We start from the raw sequence: 22,358 nt of genomic DNA, 5'->3' as shown, positions 1-22,358 counted from the left end.
CCATGAGCGAGACGAACACGACGCTGCTGCGCGGCGCGAAGGTGCTCGGCGGCGAGCCGCAGGACGTGCTGATCGAGGGTGAGCGCATCGCCGCCGTCGGCACCGGACTGGACGCCCCCGCCGGTGCCACCGTGATCGACGCCGCCGGACAGATCCTGCTGCCCGGCCTCGTCGACCTGCACACCCATCTGCGCGAGCCCGGCCGCGAGGACTCCGAGACCGTCCTCACCGGCACCAAGGCCGCCGCCGTCGGCGGGTTCACCGCCGTGCACGCCATGGCCAACACCTTCCCGGTCGCCGACACCGCGGGCGTCGTCGAGCAGGTCTGGCGGCTCGGCAAGGAGTCCGGCTACTGCGATGTCCAGCCGGTGGGCGCCGTCACCGTCGGCCTGGAGGGCAAGAAGCTCGCCGAGCTGGGCGCCATGCGCGACTCCGCCGCCGGGGTGCGCGTCTTCTCCGACGACGGCAAGTGCGTCGACGACGCGGTGATCATGCGCCGTGCCCTGGAGTACGTGAAGGCGTTCGACGGAGTGATCGCCCAGCACGCCCAGGAGCCCCGGCTCACCGAGGGTGCCCAGATGAACGAGGGCATCGTCTCCGCGGAGCTCGGCCTCGGCGGCTGGCCCGCCGTCGCCGAGGAGTCGATCGTCGCCCGCGATGTGCTGCTCGCCGCGCACGTCGGCTCCCGGGTGCACATCTGCCACCTGTCCACCGCGGGCTCGGTCGAGATCGTCCGCTGGGCCAAGTCCAAGGGCTGGAACGTGACCGCCGAGGTCACCCCGCACCACCTGCTCCTCACCGACGAGCTCGTACGGTCCTACAACCCCGTCTACAAGGTGAACCCGCCGCTGCGCACCGAGGCCGATGTGATGGCGCTGCGCGAGGCTCTGGCCGACGGCACCATCGACTGCGTCGCCACCGACCACGCCCCGCACCCGCACGAGGACAAGGACTGCGAGTGGGGTGCAGCGGCCATGGGCATGGTGGGCCTGGAGACCGCGCTGTCGGTGGTCCAGCACACGATGGTGGACACCGGGCTGCTGGACTGGGCGGGGGTCGCCGACCGGATGTCGCACCGCCCGTCGGTCATCGGCCGCCTCACCGGCCACGGCCGTCCCATCGCCGCCGGGGAGCCCGCCAACCTCACCCTGCTCGACTCCGCTTACCGTGGTGTGGTGAACCCCGCGGGCTTCGCCTCCCGCAGCCGCAACACCCCCTACGAGGGCCGTGAACTGCCGGGCCGTGTGACGCACACCTTCCTGCGGGGCCGGGCGACGGTCGTGGACGGGAAGCTGGCGTGACACCTCTGAGCAATCCGGCGGCGGGCCTCACGGCCCTGGCCGCCGACCAGAAGTCGCAGGACGTGACGGACTGGGCCGCGCGGATCGGCTGGGTCGTCGGACTGCTGCTGGTCATCGCGCTCGTCTACTGGCTGATGCGCGAGGGCTGGCGGTGGCGCGGCACCCTCCAGGGCGATCTGCCGGAGCTGCCCGAGGCACCCGCCGAGCCCGGCGAGCCCACGCTTTCGCTGGCCGGCCGCTACCACGGCTCGACCACCGCCGGGCAGTGGCTGGACCGGATCGTGGCCCATGGCCTGGGCACCCGCAGCCGTGTCGAGCTGACCCTCACCGACGCCGGGGTGAGCGTGGTCCGCCCCGGGGCCCGGGACTTCTTCATCCCGGCCGGGAGCCTCCTCGGCGCCCGGCTCGACAAGGGCATCGCGGGCAAGGTCCTCGCCGAGGGCGGGCTGCTGATCATCACCTGGCGGCACGGCGACCGGGAGATCGACTCCGGTTTCCGCTCCGACCATGCCGCAGAGCACCGGGCCTGGGTCGAGGCCCTGGCCGTCAAGAACACCGAGCACAACCAGGAAGGCGCACGATGACGACCTCCACCCCGGGGGCCAGGACCCCCGCCGTACTCGTCCTGGAGGACGGCCGCACCTTCCGTGGCCGTGCCTACGGGGCCGTGGGGGAGACCTTCGGCGAGGCGGTGTTCTCCACGGGGATGACCGGCTACCAGGAGACCCTGACCGACCCGTCCTACCACCGCCAGGTCGTCGTCATGACCGCCCCCCACATCGGGAACACCGGCGTCAACGACGAGGACCCCGAGTCCCGGCGCATCTGGGTCTCCGGCTATGTGGTGCGCGACCCCGCCCGTACGCCCTCCAACTGGCGCTCCCGCCGTTCCCTGGACGAGGAGCTGACCGCCCAGGGCGTCGTCGGCATCAGCGGGATCGACACCCGCGCCCTCACCCGTCATCTGCGCGAGCGCGGTGCCATGCGGGTGGGCATCTTCTCCGGTGACGCGGTCGCCGACGAGGCCACGCTGCTGGCCAAGGTGCAGGCCGCCCCGCAGATGAAGGGCGCCGACCTCAGCGGCGAGGTCGCCACCGACGAGACCTACGTCGTCCCGGCGACCGGCACCAAGCGGTTCACCGTCGCCGCGATCGACCTCGGCATCAAGGGCATGACCCCGCACCGGATGGCCGAGCGCGGTATCGAGGTGCACGTGCTGCCCGCGACCGCCACCCTGGAGGACATCTACGCCGTCAGCCCCGACGGGGTGTTCTTCTCCAACGGACCGGGCGACCCGGCCACCGCCGACCACCCGGTCTCGCTGATGCGCGGAGTGCTGGAGCGCGGCACCCCGCTGTTCGGCATCTGCTTCGGCAACCAGATCCTCGGCCGGGCCCTCGGCTTCGGCACCTACAAGCTGAAGTACGGGCACCGCGGGATCAACCAGCCGGTGCAGGACCGTTCCACCGGCAAGGTCGAGGTCACCGCCCACAACCACGGCTTCGCCGTCGACGCCCCGCTCGACGCGCCCTCCGACACCCCCTACGGACGGGCCGAGGTCTCCCACGTCTGCCTGAACGACGACGTGGTCGAGGGGCTCCGGCTGCTCGACCGCCCCGCCTTCAGCGTCCAGTACCACCCCGAAGCCGCCGCAGGTCCGCACGACGCCGCGTACCTGTTCGACCGCTTCGTCACCCTGATGGAGGGCCAGCGTGCCTAAGCGCACCGACATCCAGTCCGTCCTGGTCATCGGCTCCGGCCCGATCGTCATCGGCCAGGCCGCCGAGTTCGACTACTCCGGAACCCAGGCGTGCCGCGTCCTCAAGGCCGAGGGGCTGCGGGTCATCCTGGTCAACTCCAACCCGGCCACGATCATGACCGACCCGGAGATCGCCGACGCCACCTACGTCGAGCCGATCACCCCCGAGTACGTCGAGAAGATCATCGCCAAGGAGCGCCCCGACGCGCTGCTGCCCACCCTCGGCGGCCAGACCGCGCTCAACACGGCGATCTCCCTCCACGAGGCGGGCACCCTCGCCGAGTACGGCGTCGAGCTGATCGGCGCCAATGTCGAGGCCATCCACAAGGGTGAGGACCGCGACCAGTTCAAGGAGGTCGTCAAGGCGGTCCACGCCAAGATCGGCCACGGTGAGTCCGCCCGCTCGGTCATCTGCCACTCCATGGACGACGTCCTCGCCGGTGTCGAGGAGCTCGGCGGCTACCCGGTCGTCGTCCGCCCCTCCTTCACCATGGGCGGCGCCGGTTCCGGCTTCGCCCACGACGAGGACGAACTGCGCCGGATCGCCGGCCAGGGGCTGACCCTCTCGCCGACCACCGAGGTGCTCCTGGAGGAGTCCATCCTCGGCTGGAAGGAGTACGAGCTGGAGCTGATGCGCGACAAGCACGACAACGTCGTGGTCGTGTGCTCCATCGAGAACTTCGACCCCATGGGCGTGCACACCGGTGACTCCATCACCGTCGCCCCGTCGATGACCCTCACCGACCGTGAGTACCAGGTCCTGCGCGATATCGGCATCGCCGTGATCCGCGAGGTCGGGGTGGACACCGGCGGCTGCAACATCCAGTTCGCGGTCAACCCCGAGGACGGCCGGGTCATCGTCATCGAGATGAACCCGCGCGTCTCCCGCTCCTCGGCGCTGGCCTCCAAGGCGACCGGTTTCCCGATCGCCAAGATCGCCGCCCGGCTCGCGGTGGGCTACACCCTCGACGAGATCCCCAACGACATCACCGAGCAGACCCCGGCGTCCTTCGAGCCCACGCTCGACTACGTCGTGGTCAAGGTGCCGCGGTTCGCGTTCGAGAAGTTCCCGGCCGCCGACGCCCGGCTGACCACCACCATGAAGTCGGTCGGCGAGGCCATGGCCATCGGCCGCAACTTCACCGAGGCGCTGCAGAAGGCGCTGCGCTCACTGGAGAAGAAGGGCAGCCAGTTCGACTTCACCGGTGACCCCGGCGACAAGCTCGAACTCCTCCAGCGGGCCGACATGCCCACCGACGGCCGGATCAACACGGTCATGGCGGCCATCCGCGCCGGGGCCACCCCGCAGGAGGTCTTCGACGCCACGAAGATCGACCCGTGGTTCGTGGACCAGCTCTTCCTGATCAAGGAGATCGCGGACGAGCTGGCCGCCGCCGACAAGCTGGGTCCTGAGCTGCTGGCCGAGGCCAAGCGGCACGGCTTCTCCGACGCCCAGATCGCCGGGATCCGCTCGCTGCGCGAGGACGTGGTCCGCGAGGTGCGGCACGCCCTCGGCATCCGGCCGGTCTACAAGACCGTCGACACCTGTGCCGCCGAGTTCGCCGCGCGGACGCCGTACTTCTACTCCTCCTACGACGAGGAGTCCGAGGTCGCCCCGCGCGAGACCCCCGCGGTGATCATCCTCGGTTCGGGCCCCAACCGCATCGGCCAGGGCATCGAGTTCGACTACTCCTGTGTCCACGCCTCCTTCGCGCTGCACGACGCGGGCTACGAGACCGTCATGGTCAACTGCAACCCGGAGACCGTCTCCACCGACTACGACACCTCCGACCGGCTCTACTTCGAGCCGCTCACCCTGGAGGACGTCCTGGAGATCGTGCACGCCGAACAGCAGGCGGGCCCGGTCGCCGGTGTGGTCGTCCAGCTCGGCGGCCAGACCCCGCTGGGCCTGGCCCAGGCGCTCAAGGACAACGGGGTGCCGATCGTGGGCACCTCGCCCGAGGCGATCAACCTCGCCGAGGAGCGCGGCGCCTTCGGCCGGGTGCTCACCGAGGCCGGGCTGCCCGCCCCCAAGTACGGCACCGCCTTCTCCTTCGACCAGGCCAAGGGCATCGCCGCCGAGATCGGCTACCCGGTCATGGTCCGCCCCTCCTACGTGCTGGGCGGCCGCGGTATGGAGATCGTCTACGACGAGCCGTCGCTCGCCGCGTACCTGGAGCGGCACGCGGGTCTGATCTCCGAGCACCCGGTGCTCATCGACCGCTTCCTCGACGACGCCATAGAGATCGACGTGGACGCCCTCTACGACGGTCACGAGCTCTACCTCGGCGGCGTCATGGAGCACATCGAGGAGGCCGGTATCCACTCCGGCGACTCGGCGTGCGCCCTGCCCCCGATCACCCTCGGCGGCTTCGACATCAAGCGGCTGCGGGCCTCCACCGAGGCCATCGCCCGCGGGGTCGGGGTGCGCGGTCTGATCAACATCCAGTTCGCGATGGCCGGGGACATCCTGTACGTGCTGGAGGCCAACCCCCGCGCCTCCCGGACCGTGCCCTTCACCTCCAAGGCCACCGCGGTACCGCTGGCCAAGGCCGCCGCCCGGATCTCGCTGGGCGCGACCATCACCGAACTGCGCGCCGAGGGGCTGCTCCCCGCGGCCGGTGACGGCGGCACCCTGCCCATGGACGCCCCGATCTCCGTCAAGGAGGCCGTGATGCCCTGGAGCCGGTTCCGCGACTCCTCCGGGCGCGGGGTGGACACCATCCTCGGCCCGGAGATGCGCTCCACCGGCGAGGTCATGGGCATCGACTCGGTCTTCGGCTCGGCCTACGCCAAGTCGCAGGCCGGGGCGTACGGCGCGCTGCCGACCAAGGGCCGCGCGTTCGTCTCGGTGGCCAACCGCGACAAGCGCTCGTTGATCTTCCCGGCCCGTGAACTGGTCGGCCTCGGCTTCGAGCTCATGGCCACCTCGGGCACCGCGGAGGTGCTCAAGCGCAACGGCATCAACGCCACGGTGGTGCGCAAGCAGAGCGAGGGCGAGGGCCCGGACGGTGAGAAGACCATCGTCCAGCTCATCCACGACGGCCAGGTCGACCTGATCGTCAACACCCCCTACGGCACCGGTGGCCGACTCGACGGCTATGACATCCGCACCGCCGCCGTGGCCCGCGGCGTCCCCTGCCTGACCACGGTCCAGGCGCTGGCCGCCGCCGTCCAGGGCATCGAGGCGCTGGGCCGGGGCACGGTCGGTGTCCGATCGCTCCAGGAACACGCGGAACATCTGACCGCGGCCCGCGAGGAGTGAGGCGAGGGAGGGGGACACCGGCCGGTGTCCCCCTCTTCATGAGCCCTCCTCATGAGTCCCTCGCCCTCACCCCCTCCCAGAAAGAGACCATGTACCAGCTCCTGTTCCGCCTGGTCTTCCGGCGCATGGACCCCGAGAAGGCCCACCACCTGGCCTTCGGCTGGATCCGGCTCGCCGCCCGCATCCCCGTACTGCGGACCTTCGCCGCTGCCGTCCTCGCCCCCCGCCACAAGGCTCTGCGCACCGAGGCGCTGGGGCTGCGGATGCACGGCCCGTTCGGGCTGGCCGCCGGGTTCGACAAGAACGCCGCCGCCATCGACGGCATGGCCATGCTCGGCTTCGACCACGTCGAGATCGGCACCGTGACCGCCCAGCCGCAGCCCGGCAACCCCAGGCAGCGGCTCTTCCGGCTGGTCGCCGACCGCGCCCTGATCAACCGCATGGGCTTCAACAACGACGGTTCGGCCGCGGTCGCCGCCCGGCTGGCCAGGCGCCGCCCCGTCTTCCGTACGACGGTCGGCGTCAACATCGGCAAGACCAAGGTCGTCCTGGAGGCGGAAGCCGTCGGCGACTATGTGACGTCCACCGAGCGGCTCGCCGCCCATGCCGACTACCTCGTCGTCAACGTCTCCTCGCCCAATACCCCCGGACTGAGGAACCTCCAGGCCGTCGACCACCTGCGGCCGCTGCTCACCGCCGTCCGCGAGGCCGCCGACCGCACGGTCACGGACCGCCGGGTGCCGCTGCTGGTCAAGATCGCCCCGGATCTGGCCGACGAGGACGTGGACGCGGTCGCCGACCTCGCCGTCGACCTCGGCCTGGACGGCATCATCGCCACCAACACCACCATCGCCCGCGAAGGTCTGGGGCTGCGCTCCGGCGCGGAGCTCACCGGTGAGACCGGCGGACTGTCCGGCGCGCCGCTGAAGGCCCGCTCCCTCCAGGTGCTGCGGCGGCTGTACGCGCGCGTGGGGGACCGGATCACCCTCGTCGGCGTCGGCGGGATCGAGACCGCGGACGACGCCTGGGAGCGCATCCTGGCCGGGGCCACGCTGGTCCAGGGCTACAGCGCGTTCATCTACCGGGGCCCGTTCTGGTGCCGGGAGATCCACCGCGGCCTCGCCGGCCGGCTCGCCGCCTCCCCCTACGCCACCCTCGCCGACGCCGTCGGTGCCGAGGCCCGCAAGGAGACCGCATGACCACCGCCCCGTTCGGCGCCCGGCTGCGCGCCGCCATGGACGCCCGCGGCCCGCTGTGCGTCGGGATCGACCCGCACGCCTCCCTGCTCGCCGAATGGGGCCTGGGGGACGATGTGGCGGGCCTGGAGCGGTTCACCCGCACCGTGGTGGACGCCCTCGCCGGGCGGGTCGCCGTCCTCAAGCCGCAGTCGGCCTTCTTCGAGCGTTTCGGCTCGCGCGGGATCGCCGTCCTGGAGCGGGCCGTGGCCGACGCCCGGTCCGCCGGGGCGCTGGTCCTCATGGACGCCAAGCGCGGTGACATCGGCTCCACCATGGGCGCGTACGCCGCCGCCTATCTGGACCCGGGCAGCCCGCTGTTCTCCGACGCGGTCACCGTCAGCCCCTACCTCGGCTTCGGCTCGCTGCGCCCGGCGCTGGACACGGCCCGGGCGAGCGGGGCGGGGGTGTTCGCGCTGGCGCTGACCTCCAACCCGGAGGGCGCCGAGGTGCAGCACGCGGTCCGCGCGGACGGCACCTCCGTCGCCGCCTCGGTGCTGGCGTCGCTGAAGGCGGAGAACGCCGCGGAGGCGGCCGAGGGGCGGCTCGGCTCCTTCGGTGCGGTCGTCGGTGCGACGCTGGGCACCGCGGCGTCCCGGGCGGGCGCCGAGCTGACGATCGACGGACCGCTGCTCGCCCCCGGCATCGGGGCGCAGGGGGCGACCCCGGCCGACCTCCCCGGGGTCTTCGGCGCGGCGGTCCGCAATGTCGTCCCGAGCGTCAGCCGGGGGGTGCTCCGGCACGGTCCGGACGCGGCCTCGCTGGTCGAGGCGGCTGCCCGAATGGCCGATGAGGTGCGCGCCGTGGCCGAATAACCAGGCTATTTTGTCCAGAAATGTACCGGTCGAGCGAGTCTGACCAGGACTTTTCGTCTGTTCTCGCTGACTGGAGCGGGATGGGCCGCTAGTCTCCGACGAGAGCGAACGTGCGCGTGCGTTGCGCGTTGCTCCGCAGGTGAGGGCCGACTAGGTTCCTCACCGGTCCATATCCGACAGTTCGACATCCGAGGTGACGAAGGCGTGGCTCTTCCGCCCCTTACCCCTGAACAGCGCGCAGCCGCGCTCGAAAAGGCCGCCGCGGCTCGCCGGGAGCGCGCCGAGGTCAAGAATCGGCTCAAGCACTCCGGCGCCTCCTTGCACGAGGTCATCAAGCAGGGCCAGGAGAACGATGTCATCGGCAAGATGAAGGTCTCGGCTCTCCTGGAGTCCCTGCCCGGCGTCGGCAAGGTCCGCGCCAAGCAGATCATGGAGCGCCTCGGCATCTCCGAGAGCCGCCGCGTGCGGGGTCTCGGCTCCAACCAGATCGCATCGCTCGAGCGTGAGTTCGGCGGCGCCGCCGGCTGACGTTTCCAGGCACCCCCGGGAACCTGGATAATCGCTGCCATGGCAGCACACTCCGCACGTCCGCGACTGACCGTGCTCTCCGGCCCCTCCGGGGTCGGCAAGAGCACGGTCGTCGCCCATATGCGCAAGGAACACCCCGAGGTCTGGCTCTCGGTCTCGGCCACGACCCGCAGGCCCCGCCCCGGCGAGCAGCACGGCGTCCAGTACTTCTTCGTGGACGACGGGGAGTTCGACAAGCTCATCGCCAATGGTGAGCTGCTGGAGTGGGCCGAGTTCGCGGGCAACCGCTACGGCACCCCACGGCAGGCCGTGCTCGACCGCCTCGAAGCGGGTGAGCCGGTGCTGCTGGAGATCGATCTCCAGGGCGCCCGTCAGGTCCGTGAGTCCATGTCCGAGGCGCAGCTCGTCTTCCTCGCCCCGCCGAGCTGGGAGGAGCTGGTCCGCCGGCTGACCGGCCGCGGCACCGAGGCGCCGGAGGTCATCGAGCGGCGGCTGGAGGCCGCCCGGACCGAACTGGCCGCGGAGTCCGAGTTCGACCGGACCCTGGTCAACACCTCCGTCGAGGACGTGGCGCGTGAGCTGCTAGCCTTGATGAAGGTTCTATAGATCTTTTCCCCCTTTTCGGAAGGTAGAGCGTGTCCTCTTCCATCACCGCGCCCGAGGGCATCATCAACCCGCCGATCGACGAGCTGCTCGAGGCCACTGACTCGAAGTACAGCCTCGTGATCTACGCGGCCAAGCGTGCGCGGCAGATCAACGCGTACTACTCCCAGCTCGGCGAGGGCCTGCTCGAGTACGTGGGCCCCCTGGTGGACACCCACGTCCACGAGAAGCCGCTCTCGATCGCGCTCCGCGAGATCAACGCGGGTCTGCTGACCTCCGAGGCCATCGAGGGCCCGGCGCAGTAGTTTCAGATCGCTCATCACCGGCCCGGCACGGGGCGCCTCCAGCGACGGCTGAGGGTTCTCCAGCGCCGGGCTCGTGGTGTGTCATGGGTGGGTACGACGGCGTACACGGCGGGGAGAGGCGAGCGATGACCACGGCGGACAGGCCCAGGGTCGTGCTGGGCGTCAGCGGCGGGATCGCCGCGTACAAGGCGTGTGAGCTGCTGCGGCGCCTCACCGAGTCCGGACACGAGGTACGGGTGGTGCCCACCGCCTCGGCGCTGCACTTCGTCGGCGAGGCCACCTGGTCGGCGCTGTCCGGCCGGCCCGCGACGACCGAGGTGTGGGAGTCCGTCCACGAGGTCCCGCATGTGCGCATCGGCCAGTCCGCCGATCTCGTCGTGGTCGCCCCCGCCACCGCCGACCTCCTTGCCAAGGCCGCCCACGGCCTCGCCGACGATCTGCTCACCAACACCCTGCTCACCGCGCGATGTCCGGTCGTCTTCGCCCCCGCGATGCACACCGAGATGTGGGAGCACCCCGCCACCCGGGAGAACGTGGCCACCCTGCGCCGCCGCGGCGCGCTGGTCATCGAGCCCGCCGTCGGACGGCTGACCGGTGTGGACACCGGCAAGGGGCGGCTGCCCGACCCCGGGCAGATCTTCGAGGTCTGCCGCCGGGTGCTGGAGCGCGGGGAGCGCGCGGGGGAGCAGGACCTCGCCGGACGCCATGTGGTGATCAGCGCGGGCGGCACCCGTGAACCGCTGGATCCGGTGCGCTTCCTCGGCAACCGCTCCACCGGCCGCCAGGGCTACGCCCTCGCCCGCGCCGCCGTCGCCCGGGGGGCCCGGGTGACGCTGGTCTCGGCCAACAGCGAGCTGCCCGACCCGGCCGGGGCCGATGTGGTGCGCGCGGGCACCGCCGCCCAGCTCAGGGAGGCGGTCCTGAAGGCCGCCGCGGACGCCGACGCGGTGGTGATGGCCGCCGCCGTCGCCGACTTCCGGCCCGCCCGGTATGCCCAGGGCAAGATCAAGAAGCGGGAGGGCGCCGAGCCCGAGCCGCTCGCCCTGGTGCGGAATCCGGACATTCTCGCGGAGATCTCCGCGGACCGCGCCCGCCCCGGCCAGATCGTCGTGGGCTTCGCCGCCGAGACCGATGACGTCCTGGCCAACGGCCGCGCCAAGCTGGTGCGCAAGGGCTGCGATCTGCTCGTGGTGAACGAGGTGGGGGAGCACAAGACGTTCGGTTCCGAGACCAATGAGGCCGTTGTGCTCGCGGCCGACGGCACCGAGACCCCCGTTCCGCACGGCCCCAAGGACGCCCTGGCCGACACCGTCTGGGATCTTGTGACCGCCCGGCTGGGCTGACCGGCGCGCCCCGCGGCCGGGGGACGGCCGATCGGGCCATGACACCTTCCTGACGGGCCGCCGTGGCTGTTTTTCCGTGCTCGTCGGGGTATGTTCCAGGTCACGGCCTGCCCGTTCTGTGGGACGGGATGCCCGACCGGCCCGCGCGCCGGATAAACTGGCCGAGGAACCGCACCGGGCGCAGCCCCCGAGCGGTCCCGCCCATGATCAGCCAGCAGCCGCTGCAACCCCAGGGAGCGATGTGTCCCGCCGCCTGTTCACCTCGGAGTCCGTGACCGAGGGTCACCCTGACAAGATCGCTGACCAGATCAGCGACACCATCCTCGACGCCCTCCTCAAGGAGGACCCGACCTCCCGGGTCGCGGTCGAGACCCTGATCACCACCGGCCTGGTCCATGTGGCCGGCGAGGTGACGACCAAGGCGTACGCTCCGATCGCGAGCCTCGTCCGCAGCAAGATCCTCGAGATCGGTTACGACTCGTCGAAGAAGGGCTTCGACGGCGCCTCCTGCGGCGTCTCGGTGTCGATCGGCTCACAGTCCCCCGACATCGCCCAGGGTGTCGACTCGGCCTACGAGCTGCGGGTCGAGGGCGACGAGGACGAGCTGGACAAGCAGGGCGCGGGTGACCAGGGCCTGATGTTCGGCTACGCGTGCGACGAGACCCCCGAGCTGATGCCGCTGCCGATCAACCTGGCGCACCGGCTCTCCCGTCGGCTGTCCGACGTCCGCAAGAACGGGACCATCCCCTACCTGCGCCCGGACGGCAAGACCCAGGTCACCATCGAGTACGACGGCAACAAGGCGGTCCGGCTGGACACCGTCGTCGTCTCCTCGCAGCACGCCTCCGACATCGACCTGGACTCGCTGCTCGCCCCCGACATCCGTGAGTTCGTCGTCGAGCACGTGCTGAACGAGCTGGTCGAGGACGGCATCAAGCTGGACACCGAGGGCTACCGCCTGCTGGTCAACCCCACCGGCCGCTTCGAGATCGGCGGTCCGATGGGTGACGCCGGTCTCACCGGCCGCAAGATCATCATCGACACCTACGGCGGGATGTCCCGCCACGGTGGCGGCGCCTTCTCCGGCAAGGACCCGTCCAAGGTCGACCGCTCCGCCGCCTACGCGATGCGCTGGGTCGCCAAGAACGTGGTCGCCGCCGGGCTCGCCCAGCGCTGCGAGGTCCAGGTCGCGTACGCCATCGGCAAGGCCGAGCCGGTCGGTCTCTTCGTCGAGACCTTCGGCACCGCCACCATCGACGCCGAGAAGATCGAGAAGGCCATCTCCGAGGTCTTCGACCTGCGCCCGGCCGCGATCATCCGCGATCTCGACCTGCTGCGCCCGATCTACGCCCAGACCGCCGCCTACGGCCACTTCGGCCGTGAGCTGTCGGACTTCACCTGGGAGCGCACCGACCGCGTGGACGCGCTCCGCGCCGCCGCCGGGCTGTAAGCCCCCCGGTTCCGGACAGGGCCCGGCACCCCGGAAGGGGTGGCCGGGCCCTGCGGCGTCCCGGGGGCCGCAGGGCCCGGGCCCATGGCCCGGAAGGATCTCCGTGTCGGCGCCGTCTGCTAAGACTTGAGCTGTGAGCAGCGAGAACCAGGGGCCGAAGCGGGACGCCGAGGCGCAGCCGCCCGGCGGGGAGCAGCTCGCGCTCATCCGGGAGACCGTGCGCGGCGCCAAGGTGCCGCGGGCCAAGCCGCGCACCTGGCGGGGGGCCGCGCTCGCGGCGGAGCTGCCGGTGGCCAAGGTCCTCGTCGACAAGGGCCCGGTGCACCTGGACAAGTTGTGGGACTACGCCGTCCCCGCCGAGATGGACGCCGAGGCCCAGCCCGGAGTGCGGGTGCGGGTGCGGTTCGGGGCCGGGGCGGGCAGGGTGCGCGAAGGGCGCCGGGAGGGCGGCGGACTGCTCGACGGCTACCTCATCGAGCGCGTGGCCGAGTCCGACTACCGCGGTCCGCTGGCCGCCGTGGCCCAGGTGGTCTCCCCGGAGCCGGTGCTCGGGCCGGGGCTGCTGGCGCTGTGCCGGGCCGTCGCCGACCGCTATGCCGGATCGCTGGCCGATGTGCTCCAGCTCGCCGTGCCCCGGCGCAGTGCGCGGGCCGAGGCCGAGACGTCCCCGCCGCCGCTGCCGCCCCCGCCGCCGCCCGCGCCCGGCACCTGGGCGCGCTATCCGGCCGGACCTGGATTCCTGGAGGCGCTCGCCCGCGGTGACCTGCCGCGCGCGGTGTGGACCGCGCTGCCCGGACCGCACTGGCCCGCCGAATGGGCCGCCGCCGTGGCCGCCACCCTCGCCTCCGGCCGCGGCGCCCTGATCGTGGTGCCGGACGGGAAGACGGCCGCCCGGGTGGACGAGGCGCTGACCGTCGCCCTCGGCGGGCCGGGGCGGCATGTGCTGCTCACCGCCGAACTCGGCCCCGAGGAGCGCTACCGCCGCTGGCTGGCGGTCGGCCGGGGCGCGATACGGGCCGTGGTGGGCACCCGCGCCGCGATGTTCGCGCCGGTCCGGGAGCTGGGCCTGGTGGGGATCTGGGACGACGGCGACCAGAGCCACAGCGATGACCATCTGCCCCGGCCGCACGCCCGGGACGTCCTGCTGCTGCGTGCGGTCCAGGAGCGGACCGGCTTCCTGCTGGGCGATCTCGGCCGCACCGTGGAGGCCGCCCAGCTCGTGGAGAACGGCTGGGCGCGGCCCCTGGAGGCCGGGCGCGACCAGGTCCGCGCCGCCGCGCCCCTGGTCCGCACGGTCGACGAGGGCGAGGTGGCCCGGGACGCCGAGGCCCGTGCCGCCCGGCTGCCCACGCTCGCCTGGCAGACCGTGCGCGAGGCGCTGACCCGTGGTCCGGTGCTGGTGCAGGTGCCGCGCAGGGGCTATGTGCCCCGGCTGGCCTGTGAGCGCTGCCGGGAGCCCGCGCGCTGTGGTCACTGCTCCGGTCCGCTGGAGGCGCGGGACGCGGACCGGCTGGTGTGCGGCTGGTGCGGACGGCCGGAGACCGGCTGGGCTTGCGCGTCCTGCGGCGGCGCGCGGCTGCGGGCGAGTGTGGTCGGGGCCCGGCGCACCGCCGAGGAGCTGGGCCGGGCGTTCCCGGCCGTCCCGGTCCGCACCTCCGGCCGGGACCATGTGCTGACCACGGTGCCCGACCGTCCGGCGCTGGTGGTGAGCACCCCGGGCGCCGAACCGGTTGCCGAGGGCGGCTATGCGGCGGCGCTGCTGCTGGACGGCTGGGCGCTGCTGGGCCGCCCCGATCTGCGGGCGGGCGAGGACGCGCTGCGCCACTGGCTGGGGGCGGCCTCCCTGGTGCGCGGCCACGGTGAGGGCGGCGGAGCGGCCGGCGGCGGCACGGTGGTGGTGATCGCCGAGCCCACACTGCGTCCGGTGCAGGCGCTGGTGCGCTGGGATCCGGCCGGGTACGCGGCGCGGGAGCTGGCCGAGCGGGCCCAGCTCGGCTTTCCGCCGGTCTCGCGGATGGCGGCGGTGTCCGGTCCGGCGGAGGCGGTGGCCGAGCTGATCGCCTCGGCAGAGCTGCCGGAGGGGGCGGAGACCCTCGGTCCGGTACCGCTGCCGGTGAGCGAGCCGGGGCGGCCGCGCCGTCCGGGTGACCCACCGCCGGGCGAGCGGTGGGAGCGGTCACTGGTGCGGGTCCGTCCCGGTCAGGGCAGCGCGCTGGCCGCGGCCCTCAAGGAGGCGAAGGCGCGCCGCCTGGCCCGGGGGGAGAAGGACCCGGCGGTCCGGGTGGATCCGCTGGAGATCGGCTGACGGGCCGTCCCGCCCGCGGGGGTCGGCGATCCGCGGGAAGAGCGGCCCGTGGGCCGGGGCCCGCCGTGCGGGCCGGGTGAGGCGTGCGCGTCAGCCGTTGCGCGGGCTGGGGAAGGCGCTCGGGCGGGCCTCGTCGCGCAGCGGGCGGGGCTCGTCGCGCAGCGGCGCGGGCTGCGGCGGACCGGAGCGGGCGGCGGGCACCGACGGCAGGGTGGGGGAGGGCAGTGCGGTGGGCCCGTCCGGGCGGGCCGCCGGGACCTCACCCCCCTCGCCCGTGGGCTGCGCTGCGGCCCGGCGGGCGCCGTAACGCCGGTGCACCGCCTGCTTGGTGACGCCCAGTGCGGACCCCACCGCGTCCCAGGAGAACCCGAGCGAGCGGTCGAAGTCCACCGCGGCCGTGACCAGCGTCTCGACGCTGTCCCGCAGCTCCTGGGCCAGCCGCACGGTGGGGGCGGGGGCGCGTCCGTAGACCACGAAACCGGCGGACGGGCCGGTGCGCCGCGGGCGGTAGACGTTGCCGAGCTGGGCGGTGAGCGTACGCAGCGCGTCCACCTGTCGGCGGACCCGCTCGATATCCCGGACCAGGAGGTGCAGGCTGGCCCGTGCCTGGGCGTCGTGGGTTGCGTGGTCGGCCATGAACAAGCCTCTCGAACCGGGGTGGAAGGGGGAATAGGGGGGATGCGGGGGTCGGGGGAGTCCGGAGGTGAGAACGGTATGGGGGGAGACAGATCGGGCCGCTGGCGCGGCCCGGTGTCGGTCAATCTCTCTTGACCAACGCGGCACCCGCCCGTCGGTCACGGTCCGGGGCGTGCGGGCCTCGGACCGTACGCCCCCCGGGATGGCGGACCATAGACTGAGTCGCCGTTTCCGCTGTGTGAGAGGTAGTTCGCCACCCATGAGGCTCGTCTTCGCCGGTACCCCCGAGGTCGCACTGCCCGCCCTGGACGCGCTGATGGCGTCGGACCGGCACGAGGTGGTGGCCGTGGTGACCCGTCCCGACGCCCCCGCCGGGCGCGGCCGCCGGCTGGTGGCCAGCCCGGTCGCCGAACGGGCCGCGGAGGCGGGGATCGAGGTGCTCAAGCCCGCCAAGCCGAGGGATCCGGAGTTCCTGGCGCGGCTGGCCGGGATCGCGCCGGACTGCTGTCCGGTGGTGGCGTACGGGGCGCTGCTGCCCAAGGCGGCGCTGGAGATCCCGGCGCACGGCTGGGTCAATCTGCACTTCTCGCTGCTGCCCGCGTGGCGCGGTGCCGCGCCGGTGCAGCACGCGGTGCTCGCGGGTGACGAGGTGACCGGGGCGTCCACCTTCCAGATCGAGGAGGGGCTGGACTCCGGACCGGTGTACGGGGTGGTCACCGAGGACATCCGGGCCACCGACACCAGCGGCGATCTGCTGACCCGGCTGGCCTTCGCCGGGGCCGGACTGCTCGCGGCGACGATGGACGGCATCGAGGACGGCACCCTGCGCGCCGTACCGCAGCCCGCCGAGGGCATCTCCCTCGCCCCGAAGATCAATGTGGAGGATGCGGAGATCGACTGGTCCGTGCCCGCGCTGCGCGTGGACCGGGTGGTGCGCGGCTGCGCCCCGGCGCCTGGCGCGTGGACGACCTTCCGCGGTGAGCGGCTGAAGGTGGTGTCCGCCGCGCTGGTGCCGGACCGCACCGAACTGGAGCCGGGCGCCATGGCGGTCACCAAGAAGGCGGTCTACGTGGGCACCGGCAGCCATGCGGTGGAGCTGAGCTGGGTCCGCCCGCAGGGCAAGAAGCCGATGCTCGCGGCCGACTGGGCGCGCGGGGTGCGGATCGCCGAGGGGGAGCGGCTGGGGGCGTCGTAGGGCGCGGCGCTTCCGGCGAACGCGCCCGGCGCCACCGGGGCGCACCGAGGTGAGGGAAAGGTCCGGCGTGCCACGACGCGCGGCCCCTCGCACCGGAGACAGTTGACCTCAACCTTTGTTGAGGTTCTACCGTCCCTGATGTGCCGCCGGTTCCGGATCAGCCGGTTTCACGGGGGCGGCACTCGGACCCCGGAGGTGCGCGATGGACATGGAAGTCACCGCCTGGCATTCCCTGCACCACGCCTCGAACGCCAGCGATGACCGACGTCCCTTCTCCCGCGCGACGCTGCGCCGGATCGGCGCGTTCGCCCGTCCCCACAGCCGTCCGCTGCGGCTGTTCCTGCTGCTGAGCACGGTCACGGCGGCGCTCGCGGTGGCGACGCCGCTGCTGGCGGGCCGGGTGGTGGACGCGATCATCCACCGTTCGGGACAGGGCACCGTCCTCGGACTGGCCGGGCTCATCGCCGTGATCGCGGTGGCCGAGGCGGCCCTCGGACTGCTGACGCGCTGGCTCTCCTCGACCATCGGCGAGGGGCTGATCCTCGATCTGCGCACCGCGGTCTTCGACCATGTCCAGCGGATGCCGGTGGCCTTCTTCACCCGCACCCGCACCGGTGCACTGGTCAGCAGGCTCAACAACGATGTCATCGGCGCGCAGCGGGCGTTCAGCGACACCCTCTCCGGAGTGGTGAGCAATCTGGTGACGCTGCTGCTCACCCTGGTGGTGATGATCGGCATCTCCTGGCAGGTCACCCTGGTGGCGCTGCTGCTCCTGCCGCTGTTCCTGCTGCCCGCCCGCCGCGTCGGCGGCAGGCTGGCCGGACTGCGGCGCGAGGCGGCCGCCCACAACGCCGCGATGAGCACCCAGATGACCGAGCGGTTCTCCGCCCCCGGCGCGACGCTGGTCAAGCTCTTCGGACGGCCCGCCGAGGAGTCGGAGGAGTTCGCCCGGCGGGCGAGCCGGGTGCGGGACATCGGGGTGCGCACCGCGATGGTCCAGGTCTCCTTCGTCACCGCGCTCACCCTGGTCTCGGCGCTCGCCCTGGCCCTGGTCTACGGCCTCGGCGGCTACTACGCGCTGAACGGACGGCTGGACCCCGGCTCCGTCGTCTCGCTCGCCCTGCTGCTCACCCGGCTCTACGCCCCGCTGACCTCGCTGGCCGGGGCCCGGGTGGAGGTCATGAGCGCGCTCGTCAGCTTCGAGCGGGTCTTCGAAGTGCTCGATCTCAAGCCGCTGATCAGTGAGAAGCCGGACGCCCGGAAGGTCCCCGAGGGCCCGGTGTCGGTGGAGTTCGACCGCGTCGGCTTCGGCTACCCGGCCGCCGACAAGGTCTCCCTCGCCTCCCTGGAGGAGGTGGCCGCCCTCGACACCCGCGGCGGTGTCCAGGTGCTGCACGAGGTGTCCTTCCGCGCCGAACCCGGGCAGATGGTCGCCCTCGTCGGCTCCTCCGGCGCGGGCAAGTCGACCATCGCCCAACTGCTGCCCCGGCTCTACGACACCGACAGCGGCGCGGTGCGGCTGGCCGGTGTGGACGTCCGCGATCTGACCGCCGAGTCCCTGCGCTCCACGCTCGGCATGGTCACCCAGGACGGCCACCTCTTCCACGACAGCATCCGCGCCAATCTGCTGCTGGCCCGCCCCGGGGCCACCGAAGAGGAACTGTGGGACGTTCTGCGCAGGGCCCGTCTGGAGGGGCTGATCGCGTCCCTGCCGGACGGTCTGGACACCGTCGTCGGCGAGCGCGGCTACCGGCTCTCCGGTGGTGAGCGCCAGCGGCTGACCATCGCCCGGCTGCTGCTGGCCCGCCCCCGGGTGGTGATCCTGGACGAGGCCACCGCCCATCTGGACTCCACCTCCGAGGCGGCCGTGCAGGAGGCGCTGGCCGAGGCGCTGGAGGGACGCACCGCGGTGGTCATCGCCCACCGGCTGTCCACCGTGCGGGCCGCCGACCTCATCCTCGTCGTCGAGGACGGACGGGTCGTCGAACGCGGTACGCACCCCGGTCTGCTCGCCGCCGAGGGACGCTACGCCCAGCTCTACCGGACCCAGTTCGAACGGCCGGGCGGGGAGCCGGGAGCGGCCCCCGACGGTGCGCGGACCACGCCCACCCCGGCCGCGTAGGCTGGCCCTTTCAGCCCCATCCCGCACCGGAGCACATTCCCGTGAACGACCAGCCCCGTCGTCGCCCCCGCCGTACCCCCGCAGCCGGTTCCGCGCCCGGAAACCCCGGCCGGGGCGGCACGTCCGGCCGGCCGTACCGCAGGCCGCAGAAGGACCCCGTGCGGGTCCTCGCCTTCGAGGCGCTGCGGGCCGTCGACGAACGGGACGCGTACGCCAACCTCGTCCTCCCGCCGCTGCTCCGCAAGGCGCGGGAGGACGGGGAGTTCGACGCCCGGGACGCCGCGCTCACCACCGAGCTGGTCTACGGCACCCTGCGCCGCCAGGGCACCTACGACGCGATCATCGCCGCCTGTGTGGACCGCCCGCTGCGCGAGGTCGACCCGCCGGTGCTGGACGTCCTCAGCCTCGGCGCCCACCAGTTGCTGGGCACCCGCATCCCCACCCACGCCGCGGTCTCCGCCAGCGTCGAACTCGCCCGGGTGGTGCTCGGCGACGGACGCGCCAAGTTCGTCAACGCGGTGCTGCGCCGGATCGCCTCCGACGACCTCGACGGCTGGCTGGAGCGGGTCGCCCCGCCGTACGACAAGGACCCCGAGGCCCACCTCGCCGTCGTCCACTCCCATCCGCGCTGGATCGTCTCCGCGCTGTGGGACGCGCTCGGCGGCGGCAGCGCGGGGATCGAGGACCTGCTCGCGGCCGACAACGAGCGGCCCGAGGTCACCCTCGTCGCCCGGCCGGGGCGCGCCACCCCGGACGAACTGCTGGCCGCGGTCGGTGACGAGGCCGCCGCCCCGGGCCGCTGGTCCCCGTACGCGGTACGGCTCACCGAGGGCGGGGAGCCCGCGGCGCTGGAGGCCGTGCGCGAGGGGCGCGCCGGGGTCCAGGACGAGGGCAGCCAGCTCGTCGCCCTCGCCCTGGCCAACGCCCCGCTGGAGGGGGAGGACCGGCGCTGGCTGGACGGCTGCGCCGGGCCCGGCGGCAAGGCCGCGCTGCTCGCCGCGCTGGCCGCGCGGCGGGACGCCGCCCTGCTCGCCGCCGAGAAGCAGCCGCACCGCGCCCGGCTGGTCGGCCGGGCGCTGGCGGGGAACCCCGGCCCGTACCAGGTGATCGCCGCGGACGGCACCCGGCCGCCGTGGCGGCCGGGCACCTTCGACCGGGTCCTGGTGGACGTCCCGTGCACCGGCCTCGGCGCACTGCGCCGCCGCCCCGAGGCCCGCTGGCGGCGGCGCCCCGAGGACCTGGCCGGATTCGCCCCGCTCCAGCGCGGACTGCTGCGCGAGGCGCTCGCGGCGGTGCGGATCGGCGGAGTGGTCGGCTACGCCACCTGCTCACCGCATCCGGCCGAGACCCGGGCCGTGGTCGAGGACGTCCTCAAGGGCCGGGGCGGCCCGGCGGCCGAGGCCGAGTGGATCGACGCCCGACCGCTGCTGCCCGGTGTGCCCGCGCTCGGCGAGGGCCCCGACATCCAGCTCTGGCCGCATCTGCACGGTACGGACGCGATGTATCTGGCCCTGCTGCGCCGCACCGGCTGAGATCACTCGCCCGGAACTGCCGGAAGCGTCTCCTGCGGGCTCTCGGTCGGCAGGTAGAGCATGCTGCCGCGGGCGCCGGGGTTGAGGTCCCGGTGCACCGCGCGGGAGACCGCCTCGATGGTCGCGACCCCGCTCTCCATCGTGGCGTTGTCCTGCGTCAGCACGGTGATCGTGTAGTCGTGGGAGCCACCGGTGAACGCCCCCACGCTGTGCACCCGCCAGCCGTGGGTCGACCGCTCCAGCCAGCCGTTCTTGAGCTGGATCCGGACGCCCTGCGGGGCCCCGGCCGGGGTGCCCCAGCGCTGCTCGGCGATGACCTCGCCCATCAGCTTCAGGATGTAGGCGCGGGAGGCGTCACTGAGCAGCCGGTTGTGGTGGGTCACCCGCTCCAGCAGCTTCTCCTGGTCGTCGGCGGTGATCCGGGTGAGCCCCCAGTAGCCGTCCTTGCCGGGCACGGTGCGGTTCATCCCGGCGGCCCGGACGAACGCGCTGACCTTGCCGCGGCCCAGCTGCTTCCACAGCGCGGTGGTGGACTCGTTGTCCGACTCGGTGATCATTTTGGTGGCCAGACCGGTCTCCCGGTCGGTCAGCCGCCGGTGCTCCTTGCGGGCGTCCCACAGCAGCGTGGCCAGCACGGTCACCTTCACCACGCTCGCGGAGTCGAACTTCTGGTCCCCGCGCAGGGTGCAGACCGTGCCCGTGGTGTGGTCACGGAGGCTGACCGCGGCGGTGGCGGACTTGTCCCGCAGTGCCGCGGCGATGTCCCGGGAGAGCTTGCCGGCCAGTCCCGCCTTGTCCGAGGTGCAGACCGGCCGCGGCGCGGCGGCCGCCGCCGACCCCGCCCCGGCCACCGGGGGCACGAGCACGGCCGCGGCCAGTGCCACGGACAGTGCGGCGCGGGGGCGCCGGGGTATTCGGTGTCGCGTCATCGTCGTATGTCCATTTCCCTTGTCATGTCGCGTGTGCGCCCTGGGGGGCGTCGTTCCTGGTCTCCGGCGCACGTCGGGTGCGCTCGACTCACAGGACCCCCAGGCGACAGCCAAGGGTTGTGTCGTATGTGTTCATGTTTTCGCATGGACGCGATTTCGCATGTCGTGCGGAGGGGCGTGTCGTAGGGATGTCCCTGGAGTGGGTAACCGCGATCATCCCGGCTCCCTGGACCGGTGCCGGTCATGGGAGGCTGGGGGCATGGCCGCGCAGATCAATCCCAGCATCCTGTCCGCCGACTTCTCCCGCCTCGCGGACGAGGCGAAGGCGGTCGAGGGCGCCGACTGGCTCCATGTCGACGTCATGGACAACCACTTCGTGCCCAATCTGACCCTCGGTGTGCCGGTGGTCGAATCCCTGGCGAAGGCCACGGACACCCCGCTGGACTGCCATCTGATGATCGAGGACCCGGACCGCTGGGCCCCGGGTTACATCGAGGCCGGAGCCGGTTCGGTGACCTTCCACGTGGAGGCAGCCGCCGCACCGGTACGGCTGGCGCGGGAGATCCGGGCCAAGGGCGCGCGGGCGTCGATGGCGCTCAGGCCCGCCACCCCGATCGAGCCCTACGAGGATCTGCTGCCCGAGCTGGACATGCTGCTGGTGATGACCGTGGAGCCCGGTTTCGGCGGTCAGGCGTTCCTCGACATCATGCTCCCCAAGATCCGCCGCACCCGTGAGCTGATCGCCAAGCACGGTCTGGAGCTGTGGCTCCAGGTGGACGGCGGTGTCTCCGCCTCGACCATCGAGCGCTGCGCGGAGGCGGGCGCCGATGTGTTCGTGGCGGGTTCCGCGGTCTACGGTGCCGAGGACCCGGCGAAGGCCGTCCAGGAGCTGCGCGCCCTGGCCGAGAAGACGACGGGCGCCACCGGACTGTGCGGCCACTCCACTACGGGGCGGTGAACTGAAGGGTAAAGGCCGGACCAACTCCACCGTTTCTGACAGGATGAACGGTGAGTCCAGAACATTGACAAGTGAGG

18 protein-coding genes are annotated in these 22,358 nt (G+C 72.6%); 16 read left to right on the top strand and 2 right to left on the bottom strand.

The window, feature by feature from the left end:
• Positions 1-2: 2 nt before the first annotated feature.
• The 12 genes from NMK44_RS13105 (at position 3) to NMK44_RS13050 (ending at position 14,909) form a co-directional block, all read left to right on the top strand.
• Complete coding sequence (locus tag NMK44_RS13105; RefSeq protein ID WP_254742051.1) at positions 3-1,301, top strand: dihydroorotase; 1,299 nt, start codon at positions 3-5, stop codon at positions 1,299-1,301.
• Positions 1,298-1,885, top strand: a complete 588-nt coding sequence (locus tag NMK44_RS13100) for a PH-like domain-containing protein (RefSeq protein WP_254742048.1) — start codon at positions 1,298-1,300, stop codon at positions 1,883-1,885. The genes NMK44_RS13105 and NMK44_RS13100 overlap by 4 nt, the downstream gene beginning before the upstream one ends.
• Positions 1,882-3,021, top strand: coding sequence for a glutamine-hydrolyzing carbamoyl-phosphate synthase small subunit (gene carA, locus NMK44_RS13095; protein ID WP_254742045.1), 1,140 nt, complete (start codon positions 1,882-1,884; stop codon positions 3,019-3,021). The genes NMK44_RS13100 and carA overlap by 4 nt, the downstream gene beginning before the upstream one ends.
• Entirely contained in the window at positions 3,014-6,325 is a 3,312-nt protein-coding gene (carB, locus tag NMK44_RS13090; RefSeq protein WP_254742042.1) for a carbamoyl-phosphate synthase large subunit, read from the top strand. Before carA ends, carB begins: the two co-directional genes overlap by 8 nt.
• 89 nt (positions 6,326-6,414) lie before the next feature.
• A complete protein-coding gene (locus NMK44_RS13085) occupies positions 6,415-7,524 on the top strand; it encodes a quinone-dependent dihydroorotate dehydrogenase (RefSeq protein WP_254742603.1) in 1,110 nt (369 codons plus the stop codon).
• Positions 7,521-8,375: an orotidine-5'-phosphate decarboxylase gene (gene pyrF / locus NMK44_RS13080; protein WP_254742039.1), complete on the top strand. Its 855-nt coding sequence runs from the start codon at positions 7,521-7,523 to the stop codon at positions 8,373-8,375. The genes NMK44_RS13085 and pyrF overlap by 4 nt, the downstream gene beginning before the upstream one ends.
• 204 nt (positions 8,376-8,579) lie before the next feature.
• Positions 8,580-8,903, top strand: a complete 324-nt coding sequence (locus tag NMK44_RS13075; RefSeq protein WP_009713618.1) for an integration host factor — start codon at positions 8,580-8,582, stop codon at positions 8,901-8,903.
• A gap of 39 nt (positions 8,904-8,942) precedes the next feature.
• The gene (gene gmk / locus NMK44_RS13070; protein WP_254742036.1) at positions 8,943-9,509 is read left to right on the top strand and encodes a guanylate kinase; all 567 of its coding nucleotides are present in this window, start codon (positions 8,943-8,945) and stop codon (positions 9,507-9,509) included.
• 29 nt (positions 9,510-9,538) lie between these two features.
• Complete coding sequence (gene rpoZ, locus NMK44_RS13065) at positions 9,539-9,811, top strand: DNA-directed RNA polymerase subunit omega (protein WP_005319902.1); 273 nt, start codon at positions 9,539-9,541, stop codon at positions 9,809-9,811.
• A gap of 125 nt (positions 9,812-9,936) precedes the next feature.
• Complete coding sequence (coaBC, locus tag NMK44_RS13060) at positions 9,937-11,154, top strand: bifunctional phosphopantothenoylcysteine decarboxylase/phosphopantothenate--cysteine ligase CoaBC (RefSeq protein WP_254742033.1); 1,218 nt, start codon at positions 9,937-9,939, stop codon at positions 11,152-11,154.
• A 241-nt stretch (positions 11,155-11,395) separates the two neighbouring features.
• A complete protein-coding gene (gene metK, locus NMK44_RS13055) occupies positions 11,396-12,604 on the top strand; it encodes a methionine adenosyltransferase (protein ID WP_254742030.1) in 1,209 nt (402 codons plus the stop codon).
• Positions 12,605-12,737: 133 nt separating this feature from the next.
• Positions 12,738-14,909 carry a primosomal protein N' gene (locus NMK44_RS13050; RefSeq protein ID WP_254742028.1) on the top strand — a complete coding sequence of 724 codons (2,172 nt, stop codon included), beginning with the start codon at positions 12,738-12,740 and terminating at the stop codon, positions 14,907-14,909.
• 90 nt (positions 14,910-14,999) lie between these two features.
• Here the strand turns inward: NMK44_RS13050 and NMK44_RS13045 are convergent, their stop codons facing one another.
• Entirely contained in the window at positions 15,000-15,545 is a 546-nt protein-coding gene (locus NMK44_RS13045; protein WP_254742025.1) for a hypothetical protein, read from the bottom strand.
• A gap of 259 nt (positions 15,546-15,804) precedes the next feature.
• Here NMK44_RS13045 and fmt point away from each other — a divergent pair, with 259 nt between their 5' ends.
• The 3 genes from fmt (at position 15,805) to NMK44_RS13030 (ending at position 20,394) form a co-directional block, all read left to right on the top strand.
• A complete protein-coding gene (gene fmt / locus NMK44_RS13040) occupies positions 15,805-16,740 on the top strand; it encodes a methionyl-tRNA formyltransferase (protein WP_254742022.1) in 936 nt (311 codons plus the stop codon).
• 202 nt (positions 16,741-16,942) lie between these two features.
• The gene (locus NMK44_RS13035; protein WP_254742019.1) at positions 16,943-18,862 is read left to right on the top strand and encodes an ABC transporter ATP-binding protein; all 1,920 of its coding nucleotides are present in this window, start codon (positions 16,943-16,945) and stop codon (positions 18,860-18,862) included.
• A gap of 41 nt (positions 18,863-18,903) precedes the next feature.
• Positions 18,904-20,394, top strand: coding sequence for an RsmB/NOP family class I SAM-dependent RNA methyltransferase (locus tag NMK44_RS13030; protein WP_374215264.1), 1,491 nt, complete (start codon positions 18,904-18,906; stop codon positions 20,392-20,394).
• A 2-nt stretch (positions 20,395-20,396) separates the two neighbouring features.
• On the opposite strand, the gene NMK44_RS13025 is transcribed toward NMK44_RS13030, so the two are convergent.
• Positions 20,397-21,323 carry a serine hydrolase gene (locus NMK44_RS13025; protein ID WP_254742016.1) on the bottom strand — a complete coding sequence of 309 codons (927 nt, stop codon included), beginning with the start codon at positions 21,321-21,323 and terminating at the stop codon, positions 20,397-20,399.
• A 259-nt stretch (positions 21,324-21,582) separates the two neighbouring features.
• Between NMK44_RS13025 and rpe the strand changes: the two genes are divergently transcribed.
• Complete coding sequence (gene rpe, locus NMK44_RS13020) at positions 21,583-22,281, top strand: ribulose-phosphate 3-epimerase (protein WP_254742013.1); 699 nt, start codon at positions 21,583-21,585, stop codon at positions 22,279-22,281.
• The last annotated feature ends 77 nt before the right edge of the window (positions 22,282-22,358 follow it).

It is taken from the genome of Streptomyces cucumeris (assembly GCF_024295805.1).
Taxonomy (GTDB): domain Bacteria; phylum Actinomycetota; class Actinomycetes; order Streptomycetales; family Streptomycetaceae; genus Streptomyces; species Streptomyces cucumeris.
The sequence above is the reverse complement of the archived record's forward strand: the minus strand, read 5'-3'. Positions and strand labels throughout refer to the sequence as shown.

Bases quoted from the DNA above. Each gene is read 5' to 3' on its own strand.
- NMK44_RS13105 (WP_254742051.1), top strand. From the start codon at position 3: ATGAGCGAGACGAACACGACGCTGCTGCGCGGCGCGAAGGTGCTCGGC.
- carA (WP_254742045.1), top strand. From the start codon at position 1,882: ATGACGACCTCCACCCCGGGGGCCAGGACCCCCGCCGTACTCGTCCTG.
- NMK44_RS13085 (WP_254742603.1), top strand. From the start codon at position 6,415: ATGTACCAGCTCCTGTTCCGCCTGGTCTTCCGGCGCATGGACCCCGAG.
- pyrF (WP_254742039.1), top strand. From the start codon at position 7,521: ATGACCACCGCCCCGTTCGGCGCCCGGCTGCGCGCCGCCATGGACGCC.
- gmk (WP_254742036.1), top strand. From the start codon at position 8,943: ATGGCAGCACACTCCGCACGTCCGCGACTGACCGTGCTCTCCGGCCCC.
- coaBC (WP_254742033.1), top strand. From the start codon at position 9,937: ATGACCACGGCGGACAGGCCCAGGGTCGTGCTGGGCGTCAGCGGCGGG.
- NMK44_RS13045 (WP_254742025.1), bottom strand. From the start codon at position 15,545: ATGGCCGACCACGCAACCCACGACGCCCAGGCACGGGCCAGCCTGCAC.
- fmt (WP_254742022.1), top strand. From the start codon at position 15,805: ATGAGGCTCGTCTTCGCCGGTACCCCCGAGGTCGCACTGCCCGCCCTG.
- NMK44_RS13035 (WP_254742019.1), top strand. From the start codon at position 16,943: ATGGACATGGAAGTCACCGCCTGGCATTCCCTGCACCACGCCTCGAAC.
- NMK44_RS13025 (WP_254742016.1), bottom strand. From the start codon at position 21,323: ATGACGCGACACCGAATACCCCGGCGCCCCCGCGCCGCACTGTCCGTG.
- rpe (WP_254742013.1), top strand. From the start codon at position 21,583: ATGGCCGCGCAGATCAATCCCAGCATCCTGTCCGCCGACTTCTCCCGC.